This is a genomic window from Duganella radicis, assembly GCF_009720825.1.
Lineage (GTDB): Bacteria > Pseudomonadota > Gammaproteobacteria > Burkholderiales > Burkholderiaceae_D > Rugamonas > Rugamonas radicis.
On sequence record NZ_WNKY01000015.1, the window covers coordinates 84,211 to 99,186 of the forward strand.

Genomic DNA, 14,976 nt, shown 5'->3' on the forward strand with positions numbered 1-14,976 from the left:
CCGTCCATGGGGCAGTGTCGTTTTATGCAAGTTTGCGTTTCCTTCGACGCATTCTTATGCCTATAATCACCCGTTTGGTGAAGGTTTTACAAGGTAGCTGCTGTCCATGCTTTGCGCCACCCGGCTTGAAATTTGTCTGTTAAGGAAATCATGAGCGACGCACATAACGAACACGAATCCGCCATCAGAACGCCTAAACAACTGGTTGCAGCTGTTATCGGCTTCTTCGCAGTCACGATCTTCGGCATCATCCTTCTGGTCCAGTATGTCACCACGAACAAGCTGACCGGGGCCGGCTCCAACAGCCAGGCGCCGGAAGAAGTCGCCGCACGCATCGCCCCCGTCGCCGACGCCGGCTACACGCTCAAAGACGTCAATGCGCCGAAGGTGCTGCAAACCGGCGAAGCCATCTACAACTCGACTTGCGCCGCCTGCCATGGCGCCGGCGTGGCGGGCGCGCCGAAGTTCGGCGATGCCGGCGCCTGGGGCGCGCGTATCGCCCAGGGTTACGACACCGTGGTCAAGCACGCGCTGGAAGGTCTGCGCGCCATGCCGGCCAAGGGCGGCAATCCGGATCTGGATGATGTGGAAGTGGCACGCGCCGTGGTCTACATGGCCAACGCTTCCGGCGGCAAGTTCAAGGAACCTGCCGCGCCAGCGCCAGCAGCAGCGGCTCCTGCCGCGGCGGAACCGCAGAAATAAGCGGCGCACGTCCCAAGTAAAAACCGGCCTTCGCGGCCGGTTTTTTTATTTGCACAGACCGAAGGCTTTGCGGTCGGTGAAGTAGCGGTAGGTGAAGGTGCGCATCGGGTATTTGTTCAGTGCGATCTCGAAGGCCGGCGGCGTCAGGTCGAAACGCTCCGGCAGTTTCTCCGTCACGCGCAGGCGCACGCGCCAGATGGTTTCCGGGCCGGTGGCGCCGGCGATCAACATGTCCGGCACTTTCGGAATCGCCTCGACGATTTCGGCCGGCGAGTTGGTGGTGCGCTGGTAGAAGGTGACCAGTTGCGCTTTGGCCAGCACAGGACCCTTGGGCGCCGTCACCTGGTAGTCGCGATTGAGGAACAAGGCGCGCTCGCCGCGCGGCACGATGTACACAAAAGTGAATTCCGTGCCGCCATCCGGCAGCATCACCGGCGGCGTGGTCGACACGCTGATTCCGCGCGGCAGCTCAAAGCGCGCCCCCTCCTGCCAGCTGGCGCAGTCCGGCGAGGTCGCCATGTACACATCGACAGGCGTATAAGACTCGCCGCAAGCGCTCAGCAGCAGCGGCAGGACAAATGGAACGGTATAACGCAAGCGCATCATAAAAAACGGGCTTCCAGATTCAGAAGCCCGTAGTTTACTGCATTACCACATGATCACGCGGTCTTTCGGGGCAAGGTACATCTTGTCGCCCGGTTTGATGCCGAAGGCGTCGTAGAAGCCCGGCTGGTTGCGCATGGTGCCGTTGGCGCGGAACTGGCCCGGCGAGTGCGGGTCGGTCTTGATCTGCTGGATCTGCGCCGCTTCACGCATCTTCATGCGCCACACTTGCGCGAAGCCCATGTAGAAGCGCTGGTCGCCGGTCAGGCCGTCGATCACCGGGGCCTTCTTGCCGTGCAGCGACAGCTTGTAGGCTTTGTATGCGATCGCCACGCCGCTGTTGTCGGCAATGTTCTCGCCCAGGGTCAGCTCGCCGTTGACGTGGTAGCCAGGCAGCGGGCTGAACTGGTTGTACTGCTCCACCAGCATCTTGGTCTTGGCCGCGAAGTTTTTGTGGTCTTCCTTGGTCCACCAGTCGCGCAGGTTGCCGTCGCCGTCGTACTGGGCGCCCTGGTCGTCGAAGCCGTGGCTGATTTCGTGGCCGATCACGCCACCGATGGCGCCGTAGTTGACCGCGTCATCGGCGTCTGCGTTGAAGAACGGCGCTTGCAGGATGGCCGCCGGGAACACGATTTCGTTCATCTCCGGGTTGTAGTAGGCGTTGACAGTTTGCGGCGTCATGCCCCACTCTTCACGATCGATCGGCTTGCCCAGCTTGTTCAGTTCCTTGTTGTAGTCGAACTGGCGCGAGCGGATCACGTTGCCGACCAGATCGTCCTTGCGGATCTCCAGCCTGGAATAGTCGCGCCACTTGTTCGGATAGCCGATCTTGTAGGTGAACTTGGCCAGCTTGGCTTGCGCCTGCTTCTTGGTGGCCGGGGTCATCCAGTCCAGCTTGTCGATCGAGGTCTTGTACGAGGCCAGCAGGTTTTTCACCAGCTGTTCCATGCGCGCCTTGCGCTCCGCCGGGAAGTGCTCGCCGACGTACAGCTTGCCGACCGCCTCGCCCAGCGCGCCTTCGGTCACGGAGACGGCGCGTTTCCAGCGTGGACGCTGTTCGGTCACGCCGGTCAGCGCGGTGCCGTAGAAGGCGAAGTTTTCATCGACGAAGGCTTTGCTCAGGTAAGGCGCGTGCGCGCGCACCACTTGCCACTGGAAGTAGGCTTTCAGGGTTTCCAGCGGAGTGGCTTCCAGCAGCGCGGCCATGCCCTTCAGGTAGCTCGGCTGGCTGACGATGACGTAGCTGACTTTGCCGGCCACGCCGGCGTCGCTCAGGTAGGCGTTCCAGTCATAGCCCGGCGCCACTTCGCCCAGCTTGGCGATGTCGACCTTGTTGTAGGCCTTGATCGGGTCGCGCAGTTCCACCTTGGTCCATTGCAGCTTGGCCAGTTCCTTTTCGAACTCGACCACGGCATGCGCGGTGGTGGCGCCGTGCGCGTCGCCGGCCAGGGTCAGCATTTTGCCGACGTGCAGTTCGTACTTGGCCAGGGTGTCGGCCAGCTTGGCGTCGTCCGCTTTCAGGTAATAGTCGCGGTCCGGCAAGCCCAGGCCGTCCTGGTAGATGTCGGCAACATACTTGGTCGAATCCTTGTTGTCCTGGTGAACGCCATAGTTGTACGGCGCGGTCACGCCGATCTGATTGAAGTGCGAGATCAGCTGCGGCAGTTGCTTCTTGTCGCTCAGGGCGGCCACCTTGGCCAATTCCGCGTTCAGCGGGGTGATGCCCAGCTGTTCCAGCCTGGCTTCGTCCATGAAGCTGGCGTAGAAGTCGCCGATGCGCTGTGCCTCGGGGCCGCCGGCCTTGTTGGAGGCGGCGCCTTCGATGATGGCGCGCAACTGCGGCTGAATATCGTCGCGCAGCTTGGCGAAGCTGCCCCAGCTCGATTTGTCGGCCGGGATTTCGGTCGTGGCCAGCCACTTGCCATTCATGTGGGTGAACAGGTCGTCCTGCACGCGCACGGCCGGATCGATGTATTCGACGGCGATGCCGGAGGTCGGCTTGCTTGCTACTTTGGCGCTAGAGGGAGCGGCGCTTTTGGCGCTGTCCGCGGCGCCGGCCAAACCTGCGATCAGGCTCAGCATCAATGCACTTAGGAGGTGACGTTTCACGAGTTTTCCTTCAAGGTTTTTAAATACGACTGACTACGTTACCACATGATGACGCGGTCTTTGGGCGCCAGGTACATCTTGTCGCCCGGCTTGACGCCAAAGGCTTGGTAGAAGCCCGGCTGGTTGCGCACCGTGCCATTGGCGCGGAACTGATCCGGCGAGTGCGGATCGGTTTTCAGATAAACGATTTGCTGCGCGTCGCGGATCTTGGCGCGCCACACCTGGCCAAAGCCCATGTAGAAACGCTGCTCGCCGGTCAGGCCGTCGATCACCGGCGCCGGTTTGCCGCCCAGCGACAGCAGGTAAGCCTTGTAGGCGATGGCAGCGCCGCTGTTGTCGGCGATATTTTCGCCCAGGGTCAGCTCGCCGTTGACGTGGTAGCCCTTGACCGGGCTGTAGGCGTTGTACTGCTTGACCAGCATCCGGGTCTTGGCCGCGAAGTTTTTATGATCGGCCTTGGTCCACCAGTCGCGCAGATTGCCGTCGCCGTCGTACTGCGCCCCCTGGTCGTCGAAGCCGTGGCTGATTTCGTGGCCGATCACAGCCCCGATGGCGCCATAGTTGACCGCGTCGTCGGCCGCCGCGTCAAAGAACGGCGGTTGCAGAATCACGGCCGGAAACACGATCTCGTTCAGCTCCGGGTTGTAATAGGCGTTGACGGTTTGCGGCGTCATGCCCCACTCGTCGCGGTCGATCGGCTTGCCCAGCTTGTTGACTTCCTTCGCATACGCGAACGCATGCGAACGCTGCACATTGCCGGCCAGATCATCCTTGGCCACCACCAGCGCCGAATAATCGCGCCACTTGTTCGGATAGCCGATCTTGGTGGTGAACTTGGCCAGCTTGGCCTGCGCCTGCTTCCGGGTTTCCGGCCCCATCCAGTCCAGCGTATCGATGCTCTGGCCGAAAGCGGCCAGCAGGTTCTTCACCAGCTGCTCCATGCGCGCCTTGCGCTCGGCCGGAAAGTGCTGTTCGACGTACAGCTTGCCCAGCGCCTCGCCCAGCGCCGCATCGGTGGCGTTGACGCCGCGCTTCCAGCGTGGTTCCTGCTCGTTCACGCCGCTCAGCACCTTGCCGTAGAAGGCGAAGTTCTCCTGCGCGAAATCCCTGGCCAGGTAGGGCGCGTTGGCGTGCAGTACCTGCCATTGGAAGTAGACCTTCCACGTCGCCAACGGCGTTTGGTTCAGCAGCTTGTTGAAACCGCTGATATAGCTTGGCTGGCTGACGATCACGTAATCGACCTTGCCGCCGATGCCGGTGTCGTTCAGCCACGTGGTCCAGTCATAGCCGGGCGCCAGCTTGGGCAGCTTGTCGATGGCCACCTTGTTGTAGGCCTTGACCGGATCGCGCAGCTCAACCTTGGTCCAATGCAGCCTGGCGATGTCGGTTTCCAGCGCCACGATGGCCCTGGCGTCGGCCGCCGCGTTGGCATTGCCCGCCAGCGACAGCATGTTGGCGACGTGCTGCTCGTACCTGGCCAGCGTGTCCGTCAGCTTCTTGTCCGATTTCTTCAGATAGTAATCGCGGTCTGGCAGGCTCAGGCCATCCTGCACCAGATCGGCCACATACCTGGTCGAGTCCTTGTTGTCCTGGTGGATCACAAAGCCAAACGGCGCGGTGTAGCCATAGCGGTTGAAGTGGGCGATCAGCGCCGGAATCATTCGCTTGTCGCTGAGCGCGGCGACGCGGTCGAAGTCAGCCTTCAGCGGCGCCAGGCGCAGCTCTTCCAGCCTGGCTTCGTCCATGTAGCTGGCGAAGAAATCGCCAATGCGCTGGGCATCCGTGCCCGACTGCTTGTTGGGGTCGGCGGCGGCCGCTTCGATGATGGCGCGCAGCTGTGGCTTGGTGTCGTCATCCAGCTTTTCAAACGAGCCCCAGCTCGATTTGTCGGACGGGATTTCCGTCTGCGCCAGCCATTTGCCGTTCAGGTTGAGGAAGAAATTATCCTGCGGACGCACGCTGCTGTCGATGCCGCCCAGGTCCACGCCCGAGGTTTTGGGTTCCGCATGTACGCCGGCCGAGGCCAGCAGCGCCAGCATCAGGGCGCTTACGAGGTGAGCTTTCAAGTCTATATCTCCGAAATGTATAGGCAAGTCACGAAACAATAGCAAAAAAGCCACCCCGGGTCACGTCACCAAATGGTCACGCGCTGTTCCGGCGCAACATACAACTTGTCGCCCGGCTTGACGCCAAACGCTTCGTAGAAGCCCGACTGGTTGACCACCGGCCCGTTGACGCGGAACTGGCCCGGCGCGTGCGGATCGGTCTTCACCTGCACCACCTGCTGCTGTTCACGCATCTTCACGCGCCACAGCTGGCCCCAGCCCATGAAGAAGCGCTGCTCGCCGGTGAAACCGTCGAGCACCGGCGCGGTCTTGCCGGCCAGCGACAGCTTGTAGGCCTTGTAGGCGATGGCGGTACCGCTGTTGTCGCCGATGTTCTCGCCCAGCGTCAGGGCGCCGTTGACGTGGTAGCCCGGCAGCGGGCTGTAGGCGTCGTACTGCTTGACCAGCGCGTCGGCCTTGGCGCGGAAGTTGGCGCGGTCTTCCTTGGTCCACCAGTCGCGCAGATTGCCGTCGCCGTCGGACTGGCTGCCGCCGTCGTCGAAACCGTGGCCGATCTCGTGGCCGATCACCGAGCCGATGGCGCCGTAGTTGACCGCATCGTCGGCGCGCACGTCAAAGAACGGCGGCTGCAAAATGGCGGCCGGGAACACGATCTCGTTCATGGTCGAGTTGTAGTAGGCGTTGACGGTTTGCGGCGTCATGCTCCACTCCTCGCGGTCGATCGGCTTGCCCAGCTTGGCGATCATGCGCTGGTGCTGGTAGTTCTCGGCACGCAGCACATTGCCCAGCAAATCGTTCCTGACGATCGACAGGGTCGAATAATCGCGCCACTTGCTCGGGTAGCCGATCTTGGGCGTGAATTTGGCCAGCTTGGCTTGCGCTTCCAGCTTGGTGGCCGGGCTCATCCAGTCCAGGCCGTCGATGCTGTTCCTGTAGGCGGCCAGCAGGTTCTTCACCAGCGCGTCCATGCGCTCCTTGCGCTCAGGCGGGAAGTACTCGGCCACGTACAGCTTGCCCAGCGCCTCGCCCAGGCTGGACTCCACCAGCGCCACCGCCGACTTCCAGCGCGGCGGCTTGACGGCCACGCCGGTCAGCACGCCGCTGTAGAAATCGAAGTGCGCATCGGCGAATTCCTTCGACAGGTAAGGCGAGGCTTCGCGCAGCAGCTGCCATTCGAAGTAGGATTTCCACGTGGCCAGGTCGGTCTTTTCCAGCACGGCGTTAAAACCGGTGAGGTAGCTCGGCTGATGCACGATCACATAGTCCACTTTGTTGGCGACGCCGGTGGCCGCCAGCGCGTGGCCCCAGTCAAAGCCGGGCGCCAGTTCGGCCAGCTGCTTGATCGGCATCTTGTTGTAGCGCTTGACCGGATCGCGGTTCTCCACCTTGGTCCATTGCACCTCGGCCAGCGCGGTTTCCAGCGCGACGATTTTCCTGGCGTTGGCATAGGCATCGCGGTCGCCGGCCAGGGTCAGGATTTTGCCGATGTGCAGTTCGTACTTGGCCAGGGCGCTGGCCAGCTTGGCATCGTCTTTCTTCAGGTAGTAATCGCGGTCCGGCAGGCCCAGGCCGCTCTGGTTGATGTAGACCGCGTATTTGGTCGACTCGCGCGCATCCGGACGCACGTACACGCCGTACGGCGTGGTCACGCCGATCTGGGTCAGGTGGGCGATCAGGATCGGCAAGCCCTTCTTGTCCTTGAGCGCGCGAATGCGGTTCAGTTCGCCGGTCAGCGGACGAATGCCCAGCTGGTTCAGCTTGTCCTCATCCATGAAACTGGCGTACAGGTCGGCGATTTTTTGCGCTTCGGTGCCGGTCTTGGCCTTTTCCGCCGCCGCTTTCTCGATCAGGCCACGCAGCTGCGGCAAGGTGTCGTCGCGCAGCTTGGCGAAGGTGCCCCAGCTGGATTTGTCGCCGGGGATGTCGGTGGTCTTCAGCCAGCTGCCGTTGAGATAGGTGAAAAAGTCGTCCTGCGGACGCACGCTGGTGTCCATATTGGGGATCTCGATGCCGGAGATCGGCGCCGCAGGTTCGGCGGCGGTGGCGAAAGCGGTCATCAGGCTCAGGGCCAGTGCGGTCAGCAGGCGTGGTTTCACTATCTATCCTTTTAGAATTTCATTTCGTATTTGACGCTCCAGACGGTGTAGGTCTGGTTGGTCGTGTTGGCCAATTGTGTCAGGCCGCTGGTGGTCACCGTATTGGCGCCGATGGCATCCTCCGCCGCCAGGTTGTTGGCGGAAATGCGCAACTGGTTACGCGCATTAAACTTCCACAAGCCGTAGGCGTCAAACGAACGCTTGCGGCTGGTGTACACCAGCTGCGACAGGCTGGTCTGGATCAGCGTCTCCGGCGTCCAGTTCAAGCTGCCGCCAAGGGTGAGCGGCGCGTCCTTCATGCGGTAGTCCATGCCGAGGTTGGCGGTCTGCTTGGGCTGGGCGTCGATGCGGTTGTTGGGACCGGGAATATCGTCCACGCTGGACCAGAAGCGGCTGTAGTTGCTGCGGAAATCGATGGCCGGCGCACCGGCCATCAGCTCCTGCAACTGGAACTTGGCCTCCAGCTCGATGCCCTTGGTGCGCGCATGGCCGATATTGCGCGGCGTCGACACCCAGCGCGGACCGGTGCGGGTGTTTTGCAGCGCGATGTCGCGGCGGATCAGGTCGTCGATATCGCGGATGAAACCGCTGGCGCTGAGAATGCCGGCGCGGCCGAGGTAATGCTCGTAAGCGACGTCGAGGCCGGTGGCCAGTTCCGGCTTCAGATTCGGATTGCCGACGCGGTCCGGCTTGGTGGCGCTGTTCAGGCGCGACAGCGACGGCAAGGCGATCAGATCCTGGATGTTGGCCGCCTTGTAGCTCTTGGTCAGGCTGGCGCGGATCTGGTCCTTCTCGTGGCCGGGAATGCGGTACACCGCATGCAGCAGCGGGCTCAGCACGCTGCTGGTGTTGCTGATCTCGCCGCCGCCGCCGCTGCGGGTGCTGGTGGTGCGGATGCCCTCCCAGCGCACGCCGGCATAGCCCGACCATTGCGAGGAGATATCCCACTCATCCTGCGCGAACACCGCCAGGCGGCGCGTATCGGCGGTGAGGTTGTCGCCGGAATCGGCAAATTGCGGATTACCGTTCTGGTCGATGGAAGTCTTGGTTTCCACGCGATGACCCAGCTCGATATCCCAGCCGGCCGCCAGCGCGTGCTGCTTGCCGATCGGCGTGCTGTACTTGCCGCCGCTGTTGGCGCTGCGGTCGCGCACGCTGGCGGTGTCGGTGAAGCGGTCCAGCAGATTGCCGGCGTTGTCATACTGGTAGCGCAGCGAGTCGCTGTCGCTGTGGCCGCTGCCGAAGCCGAATTTCACATCCAGCTTGGCCGCGCCCTCCAGCTTGTGCACCCAGTTGCCGAAGCCGCGCAGGAAGGTGGCCTCGCTGTGCGAGTTGGCCAGCGCCAGGTTGTACTCGGGCGGCTGTTGCAGCGCGGCCGGCACCACGCCGGGCGTTTGCGTCAGGTCGCTGCGGGTATCGCCGTCGCTGCGGTTGACCATCAGGAAGGGTTGGAAATTCAGCGTGTCGCCGCTGTCGAACTTGTAGGACAGGCGCGGCGTCAGATGCAGGCTGCGGGTTTCGCGCCCGGTTTCGTCGAGGACGTTTTCATCCTTGGTGATCACGCCGTCGCCGCGGATGTCGCGGTTATGCGTCTCGGTCTGGTCGTGCTGGTGGTTCTCGGCGATGGTGCCGGTCAGCAGCCACGTCAGGCTGCCGGTCTTGCCCGGCACGGTCAGCGAAATATTCGGCGCGTGGCGGCCCTGCTCGACGGTATCGGTCAGCTTGAGCTGGTTGTCGCGCTGCTGGTAGCCATCGCGCAGGATGATGTTGATGGTGCCGGCGATCGCCCGCGTGCTGTGCTCGGCGATGGGGCCGCGCATGATCTCGATCCGTTCCACCTGGTCCGGCGACAGCGACTCCATCGAAAAGCCGGCCGGCGGCCGTTCGCCGTTCAGCAGGATTTGCGTATAGCCGCTGCCCATGCCGCGCATGCGCACATCGCCGCCGCGGCCGGGACGGCCGCCCAGGGTCACGCCCGGCAGGCGCTTGAGCACGTCGCCCAGATTGCTGTCGCCGTTGCGGTCCAGCTCCTCGCGGCCGTAGATCTGCTTGCCCGCCACCGAATTGCGGCGCTCGGTCATATCGTCGGCGCGGCCGCCGCTGACGGTGACTTGCTGGATTTGCTTGCCGTCCGCCGCCTTGACCGCGGCATCGGCGGGGGCGCTCTCGGCGCTCTGCGCGCCGGCATCGGCCGCGCCCAGCATGGCCAGCGCCAGCCAGGCCGGGGATAATATTTTGCTCATGGTGGTCATTGATGGAATTCTCGCGGAGGAATTCTACCGTCATGATCGCCCGCAAAGCCGCCGGCCGCCTGCTTTTTACTTTACGATACACAAACCAGATTAACCTCCGGGAAGATTGACGTTGACGCCGCCGGCGCCCACGCCGACCCCCATGCCGCCACCGCCCATGCCGCCGCGGCCGCCGCCCTTGCCGCCGCGATGTTCGCCGCCGCCCTCCTCCTTGCGTTCCGGACGGCCGCCGCCGCCATTGTCCTGTACCCTTTGCAATTGTTCGCCGACCAGCCGCACCACGGTCTGGCGCTGGCCTTCGGTCAGGGCGTCGTTGACGGTCAGCCACCATTCGCGCAGCTGCTTTTCCTCGGCGGCGCTGATGTTGGTTTCCTCATCCATGGCCTTGCCCAGGTCGCGCAGCTCGACATTGGCGCCCTGCGTGCCGGCCAGCGTGGCCGCTTGCAGGCGCTCGCGGCGGGCCTTGCGTTCGCTCAGCAGCTTGCGGGTCCTGGACTCCGTCTGCGACCACAGAGTTTGCTGGTTGGCGTTCAGGTTCAGCGATTTTTTCAGCTCGGCCGCCATCGGCAGATAATCCTCGGCGCGCATCTCGGTGACCGGCAGGGCAAAGGCTGGCGACAGCAGCGCCGACAGGGCCAGCGCCGCACTGAGGCGGCGCAGCGGGAGTGACAACAAACGCATGTTTGCTCCGTAGATAAAAAAAAGCCAGCGCTTGGGGCGCTGGCGAAAACCACTTCAGGGTAGAGAGAAATACGAGCTCAGTGTAGGCCCCGAATTCGGCCGTTACAGGGGTTCTTACAAATACTTACTGTCGTGAACGTTAGGGATACACTGCGTACAAATCAGCAAAATTGGTGTTTCGCCAAGCGGCGCCTGGTGTGCTTTAAAAGTCAACGGAAAGCGTTGTAAATCCCCGTAAAGGTATAAATCATTTCGTGACGGCTACTACGTTTGCCAGAAATCAGGTTTATACTCGTTTCATGCCGCTGCACATCCGCAGCGGCACGTTAGACAGGTGAAACATGGGCAAGAAATTAAAGAATTCCGGTCTGGTTGGACTGGGCGTGGTCGCTGGCATTGCCATCTCTCTGCAATTTTCCGCCATGGCGCAAAAGCCGGTGGACCCGCCGCTGCCGCTGGAAGAGCTGCGTCAGCTGGCCGATGTGTTCGGCCTGATCAAATCCGACTACGTCGAGCCTGTCGAAGACAAAAAACTGCTGACCGAGGCCATCTCGGGCATGGTGGCCTCGCTCGATCCGCACTCGGCCTATCTGGACAAGAAAGCCTACGCCGAGCTGCGCGAAGGTTCGCAGGGCAAGTTCGTCGGCCTGGGCATCGAGATCGGCCAGAGCGAGGATGGCTACATCAAGATCGTGGCGCCGATCGAGGATTCGCCGGCCTGGCGCGCCGGCATCAAGCCGGGCGACCTGATCAGCCGTCTCGACAACACGCCGGTGAAAGGCATGTCGCTGGACGACTCCATCAAGAAAATGCGCGGCGAGCCGAACAGCAAAGTCAGCCTGACCGTGCTGCGCAAGGGCGAGGCCGAACCGCTGGTGTTCAACATCACGCGCGAAGAAATCCACCAGAAAAGCGTGAAGGGCAAGCTGATCGAGCCGGGCTATGCGTGGGTGCGCATCTCGCAATTCCAGGAACCGACCGTGGATGACATGGCGGCCAAGATCGTCGAACTGTACAAGCAGGACCCCAACATCAAGGGTCTGGTGCTGGACCTGCGCAACGACCCGGGCGGCGTGCTGCAAGGCGCGATCGGCGTGGCGGCCGCCTTCCTGCCGAAGGATTCGCCGATCGTCTCGACCAACGGCCAGTTGCCGGACCAGAAACAGATCTTCTACGGCCGTCCCGAGTACTACGCGCTGCGCAACGACAGCGACGCGCTGGCCAGGCTGCCGGCCGCCATCAAGCGGGTGCCGATGGTGGTGCTGGTGAACACCGGATCGGCCTCGGCGTCGGAAATCGTCGCCGGCGCATTGCAGGATTACAAACGCGCCGAAATCATCGGCTCGCAAACCTTCGGCAAGGGGTCGGTACAAACCATCCGCCAGCTGACGGCGGACACGGCGGTCAAGCTGACCACGGCGCGCTACTACACGCCGAACGGCCGCTCGATCCAGGCCAAGGGCATCACGCCGGACGTGCCGGTGGATGAATACGCCGACGGCGACGGCCTGAACGCCCTGCGCACGCGCGAAGCCGACCTCGACAAGCATCTGGTCAACGACCGCGAGCAGGAAGGCGCGAAATCGCGTCGCGACGAGCTGGAAGAGCAGCTGCGCATCGTGGCGCTGGAGAAAAAGCGCAAGCCGCTGGACTACGGCAGCGGCGACGACTTCCAGTTGCAACAGGCGCTGAACCACCTGAAGGGCCTGCCGGTCCAGCTGGCCAAACCGGCCACCACGGTGGTGTCGGTGGAAGCGGAGCTCAAAAAGGATCTGGCGAAAAAATAACAGCCAGTTTGTAGCAAGCTCAACGGCGCCGTTAACCCGGGGTCAGTTCTTGCAATCCAACACGAGCTCTGCCGTTCGACGGCAGAGCTCGTGTTGGATTGCAAGAACTGACCCCGTCTTTTATTTTCCGGTAACGTGCAGGCATTTTGTGTAGAATTTGCCTCATTATTGGCGACAGCCATTGCTCAAATTGAAAGTTTAATCATGAAACAAGCCGTCATCAGCGGTACCGGCCTCTACACGCCAGCGCAGTCGATCTCCAACCAGGAACTGGTCGAGTGCTTCAATGCCTACGTTGAACAGTTCAACGCCGACAACGCCGCCGCCATCGCGGACGGCACCGTGACGGCGCTGGAGCCGTCCAGCGTGGCCTTCATCGAGAAAGCCTCCGGCATCAAGTCGCGCTACGTGATGGAAAAAGCCGGCATCCTCGATCCGAAACGCATGGTGTCGCGCATCCCGGAGCGCGCCGACGATGAACTGTCGCTGCAAGCGGAAATCTGCGTGGCCGCCGCCCAGCAAGCCATGGACCGCGCCGGCAAGACCGCCGCCGATATCGACATGGTGCTGGTGGCCTGCTCCAATATGCAGCGCGGCTACCCGGCCATGGCGGTGGAGGTACAGAGCGCGCTCGGCATCGACGGCTACGGTTTCGACATGAACGTGGCCTGCTCCTCGGCCACCTTCGGCATCCAGCAGGCGGTGGCGGCGGTGCAGAGCGGCCAGGCGCGCGCGGTGCTGGTGCTGAATCCGGAAATCACCTCGGGCCACCTCAACTGGCGCGACCGCGACAGCCACTTCATCTTTGGCGACGCCTGCACCGCCATCATCGTCGAAGCGGAAGAGACCGCCAAAGGCGCGCACCGCTGGGCGATTCTGGACACCAGGCTGAAAACCAGCTTCTCTAACAACATCCGCAACAACTTCGGCTTCCTCAATCGTTTCGACGAAGCCGGCATCGGCCAGCCGGACAAACTGTTCCGCCAGCAGGGCCGCAAGGTGTTCAAGGACGTGTGCCCGATGGCTGCCGAGATGATCAAGGACACCGTGGCCAACGCGGGCCTGGAAGTGTCGCAGGTGAAGCGCTTCTGGCTGCACCAGGCCAACCTGAACATGAATCTGCTGATCAGTCGCCTGGTGCTGGGCCGCGACGCCGAGCCGGGCGAAGCGCCGGTGATCCTGGACGAGTATGCGAACACCTCGTCGGCCGGCTCCATCATCGCCTTCCACAAATACTCCGACGACCTGCCACCGGGTGAGCTGGGCGTGATCTGCTCCTTCGGCGCCGGCTACTCGATCGGCTGCGTGGTGGTGAAGCGAATCTGAGGCAGCCGCCATGATCACCGTCACCTTATCGGACGAACTGGAAGCGGCGGTGCTTGCCGCCGCAGACCGCAGAGGTTTGTCCGTTGACGACTACCTGGCGGTGATCTGCAAGGAAGCGCTGTCGCTGGAAGTAGACCGGAAACGCGTGCAGTCCTACCTGAACGGCACACCAGGCGTGTCAAAAGAACGCGCAGACGCCTGGCTATCCGACCTGGCGGCCGGGAAGTGGAGCGAATGTCCACGCTGACCTGGCACCCGGACGCCTTGGCCGACGTGGCCAGACTCCATCAGTTCCTATCCCAAAGCAGCCCCGCCGCCGCCCGCCGTGGCGCCGCTGCCATCATCAAGGCCGCAAACAAAATCATCAGGACACCACACCTCGGCACACCCTGTGCCGAGTTCCGCGAATGGCCCGCCAAATTCGGCAAACGCGCCTATGTGCTGCGCTACTTCATCCTCGATAACGGCGACGTCCTGATTACCCGCGTTTGGCATAGCCGGGAGCAAAAACCTATCTAGACGAAGCGCAGGTCTTTCAGGCCTATCGTCGGCAGGATGGCGCGCAGGTAGGGTTCGAGGAAGTCGGGCTGGAGGTCGCGCCGGCCGCCGCGGCTGATGGCGATGTAGACCGGGCGGTCGGGCAAGGTGCCGATCTTGCCCTCGCTGGTGGAGTTGAAGGTGACGCCGATGCGCACCACGTGGTCCAGCCACGCTTTCAACGCCGACGGCACGGTGAAGTTGTGCATCGGCGTGGCGATCACCACGGCGTCCGCCGCTTTCAGTTCCTCGATCAGCAAATCCGACCACGCCAGCGATGAGCGGCCCTGCCCATGCGGCGTGCCGCCCTCTTTGCGCGCCAGCGTGTTGGAATACAGGCTGTCCACATGCGGCAGCGGTTCGGCCAGCAGGTCGCGCCGCACCACGCGGGCATCCGGATGCTGTTCGCGCAGCTGCGCGATGGCCTGTTGCGACAGCAGGTAGCTGGCCCCGGTATCGAGCACCAGCCGCGCGCATTGCGATTCTTGCGCAAACACGGTCAGCTTGGACAGCAGCAGCGCGCCCCAGCGGCGGCTGCGGTGCTTCTCCGCCGCGATCAGGTCATCCACGTACAGGAAGCGCCCGTACACGGTGTTCTCCTGATAGCGGTAGCCCGCCAGCGCCACCACCTCGCCCGCCTCCCACACCGCGAGGATGCGGTAGTTCTGCTCGTACTGTCGCATGATCTGCGCCACAAACGCCTCCTCCGACTGGAGGTGCGGACGCAGTTCTTTCATCACAGGATAGCAGGCCCGCAGTTCCTGCTCGGTCTCGACGATTTTCATGGCGTATCCTTTCAAAACGCCATCGTAGGCCG

The 14,976-nt window shown here is 62.7% G+C and carries 12 protein-coding genes; 5 read left to right on the top strand and 7 right to left on the bottom strand.

Annotated features, from left to right (window positions below):
* The first annotated feature begins 150 nt into the window (after positions 1–150).
* Complete coding sequence (locus tag GM676_RS15425; RefSeq protein ID WP_155464539.1) at positions 151–702, top strand: c-type cytochrome; 552 nt, start codon at positions 151–153, stop codon at positions 700–702.
* 45 nt (positions 703–747) lie between these two features.
* Here the strand turns inward: GM676_RS15425 and GM676_RS15430 are convergent, their stop codons facing one another.
* The 6 genes from GM676_RS15430 to GM676_RS15455 form a co-directional block, all read right to left on the bottom strand.
* Complete coding sequence (locus tag GM676_RS15430; protein WP_229262710.1) at positions 748–1,308, bottom strand: hypothetical protein; 561 nt, start codon at positions 1,306–1,308, stop codon at positions 748–750.
* 42 nt (positions 1,309–1,350) lie between these two features.
* Entirely contained in the window at positions 1,351–3,387 is a 2,037-nt protein-coding gene (locus tag GM676_RS15435; RefSeq protein WP_155464623.1) for a M13 family metallopeptidase, read from the bottom strand.
* Between the two features lie 65 nt (positions 3,388–3,452).
* Positions 3,453–5,453, bottom strand: a complete 2,001-nt coding sequence (locus tag GM676_RS15440) for a M13 family metallopeptidase (RefSeq protein ID WP_211923240.1) — start codon at positions 5,451–5,453, stop codon at positions 3,453–3,455.
* A gap of 92 nt (positions 5,454–5,545) precedes the next feature.
* Positions 5,546–7,537, bottom strand: a complete 1,992-nt coding sequence (locus tag GM676_RS15445) for a M13 family metallopeptidase (protein WP_155464625.1) — start codon at positions 7,535–7,537, stop codon at positions 5,546–5,548.
* A 50-nt stretch (positions 7,538–7,587) separates the two neighbouring features.
* A complete protein-coding gene (locus GM676_RS15450) occupies positions 7,588–9,819 on the bottom strand; it encodes a TonB-dependent receptor plug domain-containing protein (RefSeq protein WP_155464541.1) in 2,232 nt (743 codons plus the stop codon).
* 99 nt (positions 9,820–9,918) lie between these two features.
* On the bottom strand, positions 9,919–10,509 hold the full coding sequence (locus tag GM676_RS15455; protein WP_155464542.1) for a hypothetical protein: 591 nt from the start codon (positions 10,507–10,509) through the stop codon (positions 9,919–9,921).
* A gap of 341 nt (positions 10,510–10,850) precedes the next feature.
* On the opposite strand from GM676_RS15455, the gene GM676_RS15460 reads away from it, so the two are divergent.
* From GM676_RS15460 to GM676_RS15475, 4 genes are all read left to right on the top strand, one after another.
* Positions 10,851–12,296, top strand: a complete 1,446-nt coding sequence (locus GM676_RS15460; RefSeq protein WP_155464543.1) for a S41 family peptidase — start codon at positions 10,851–10,853, stop codon at positions 12,294–12,296.
* 204 nt (positions 12,297–12,500) lie between these two features.
* Complete coding sequence (locus GM676_RS15465; protein ID WP_155464544.1) at positions 12,501–13,622, top strand: beta-ketoacyl-ACP synthase III; 1,122 nt, start codon at positions 12,501–12,503, stop codon at positions 13,620–13,622.
* 10 nt (positions 13,623–13,632) lie between these two features.
* Complete coding sequence (locus GM676_RS15470; RefSeq protein WP_155464546.1) at positions 13,633–13,869, top strand: hypothetical protein; 237 nt, start codon at positions 13,633–13,635, stop codon at positions 13,867–13,869.
* On the top strand, positions 13,857–14,141 hold the full coding sequence (locus GM676_RS15475; RefSeq protein ID WP_229262711.1) for a type II toxin-antitoxin system RelE/ParE family toxin: 285 nt from the start codon (positions 13,857–13,859) through the stop codon (positions 14,139–14,141). The genes GM676_RS15470 and GM676_RS15475 overlap by 13 nt, the downstream gene beginning before the upstream one ends.
* Here GM676_RS15475 and GM676_RS15480 read toward each other — a convergent pair.
* Positions 14,138–14,944, bottom strand: coding sequence for a GNAT family N-acetyltransferase (locus GM676_RS15480; RefSeq protein WP_170304303.1), 807 nt, complete (start codon positions 14,942–14,944; stop codon positions 14,138–14,140). The genes GM676_RS15475 and GM676_RS15480 overlap by 4 nt on opposite strands.
* Positions 14,945–14,976 lie beyond the last annotated feature (32 nt).

What these genes read in the sequence shown, in the direction of transcription:
- GM676_RS15425 (WP_155464539.1), top strand. Translation starts at nt 151, where the DNA reads ATGAGCGACGCACATAACGAACACGAATCCGCCATCAGAACGCCTAAA.
- GM676_RS15430 (WP_229262710.1), bottom strand. Translation starts at nt 1,308, where the DNA reads ATGATGCGCTTGCGTTATACCGTTCCATTTGTCCTGCCGCTGCTGCTG.
- GM676_RS15435 (WP_155464623.1), bottom strand. Translation starts at nt 3,387, where the DNA reads ATGCTGAGCCTGATCGCAGGTTTGGCCGGCGCCGCGGACAGCGCCAAA.
- GM676_RS15440 (WP_211923240.1), bottom strand. Translation starts at nt 5,453, where the DNA reads ATGCTGGCGCTGCTGGCCTCGGCCGGCGTACATGCGGAACCCAAAACC.
- GM676_RS15445 (WP_155464625.1), bottom strand. Translation starts at nt 7,537, where the DNA reads ATGACCGCTTTCGCCACCGCCGCCGAACCTGCGGCGCCGATCTCCGGC.
- GM676_RS15450 (WP_155464541.1), bottom strand. Translation starts at nt 9,819, where the DNA reads ATGAGCAAAATATTATCCCCGGCCTGGCTGGCGCTGGCCATGCTGGGC.
- GM676_RS15455 (WP_155464542.1), bottom strand. Translation starts at nt 10,509, where the DNA reads ATGCGTTTGTTGTCACTCCCGCTGCGCCGCCTCAGTGCGGCGCTGGCC.
- GM676_RS15460 (WP_155464543.1), top strand. Translation starts at nt 10,851, where the DNA reads ATGGGCAAGAAATTAAAGAATTCCGGTCTGGTTGGACTGGGCGTGGTC.
- GM676_RS15465 (WP_155464544.1), top strand. Translation starts at nt 12,501, where the DNA reads ATGAAACAAGCCGTCATCAGCGGTACCGGCCTCTACACGCCAGCGCAG.
- GM676_RS15470 (WP_155464546.1), top strand. Translation starts at nt 13,633, where the DNA reads ATGATCACCGTCACCTTATCGGACGAACTGGAAGCGGCGGTGCTTGCC.
- GM676_RS15475 (WP_229262711.1), top strand. Translation starts at nt 13,857, where the DNA reads ATGTCCACGCTGACCTGGCACCCGGACGCCTTGGCCGACGTGGCCAGA.
- GM676_RS15480 (WP_170304303.1), bottom strand. Translation starts at nt 14,944, where the DNA reads ATGAAAATCGTCGAGACCGAGCAGGAACTGCGGGCCTGCTATCCTGTG.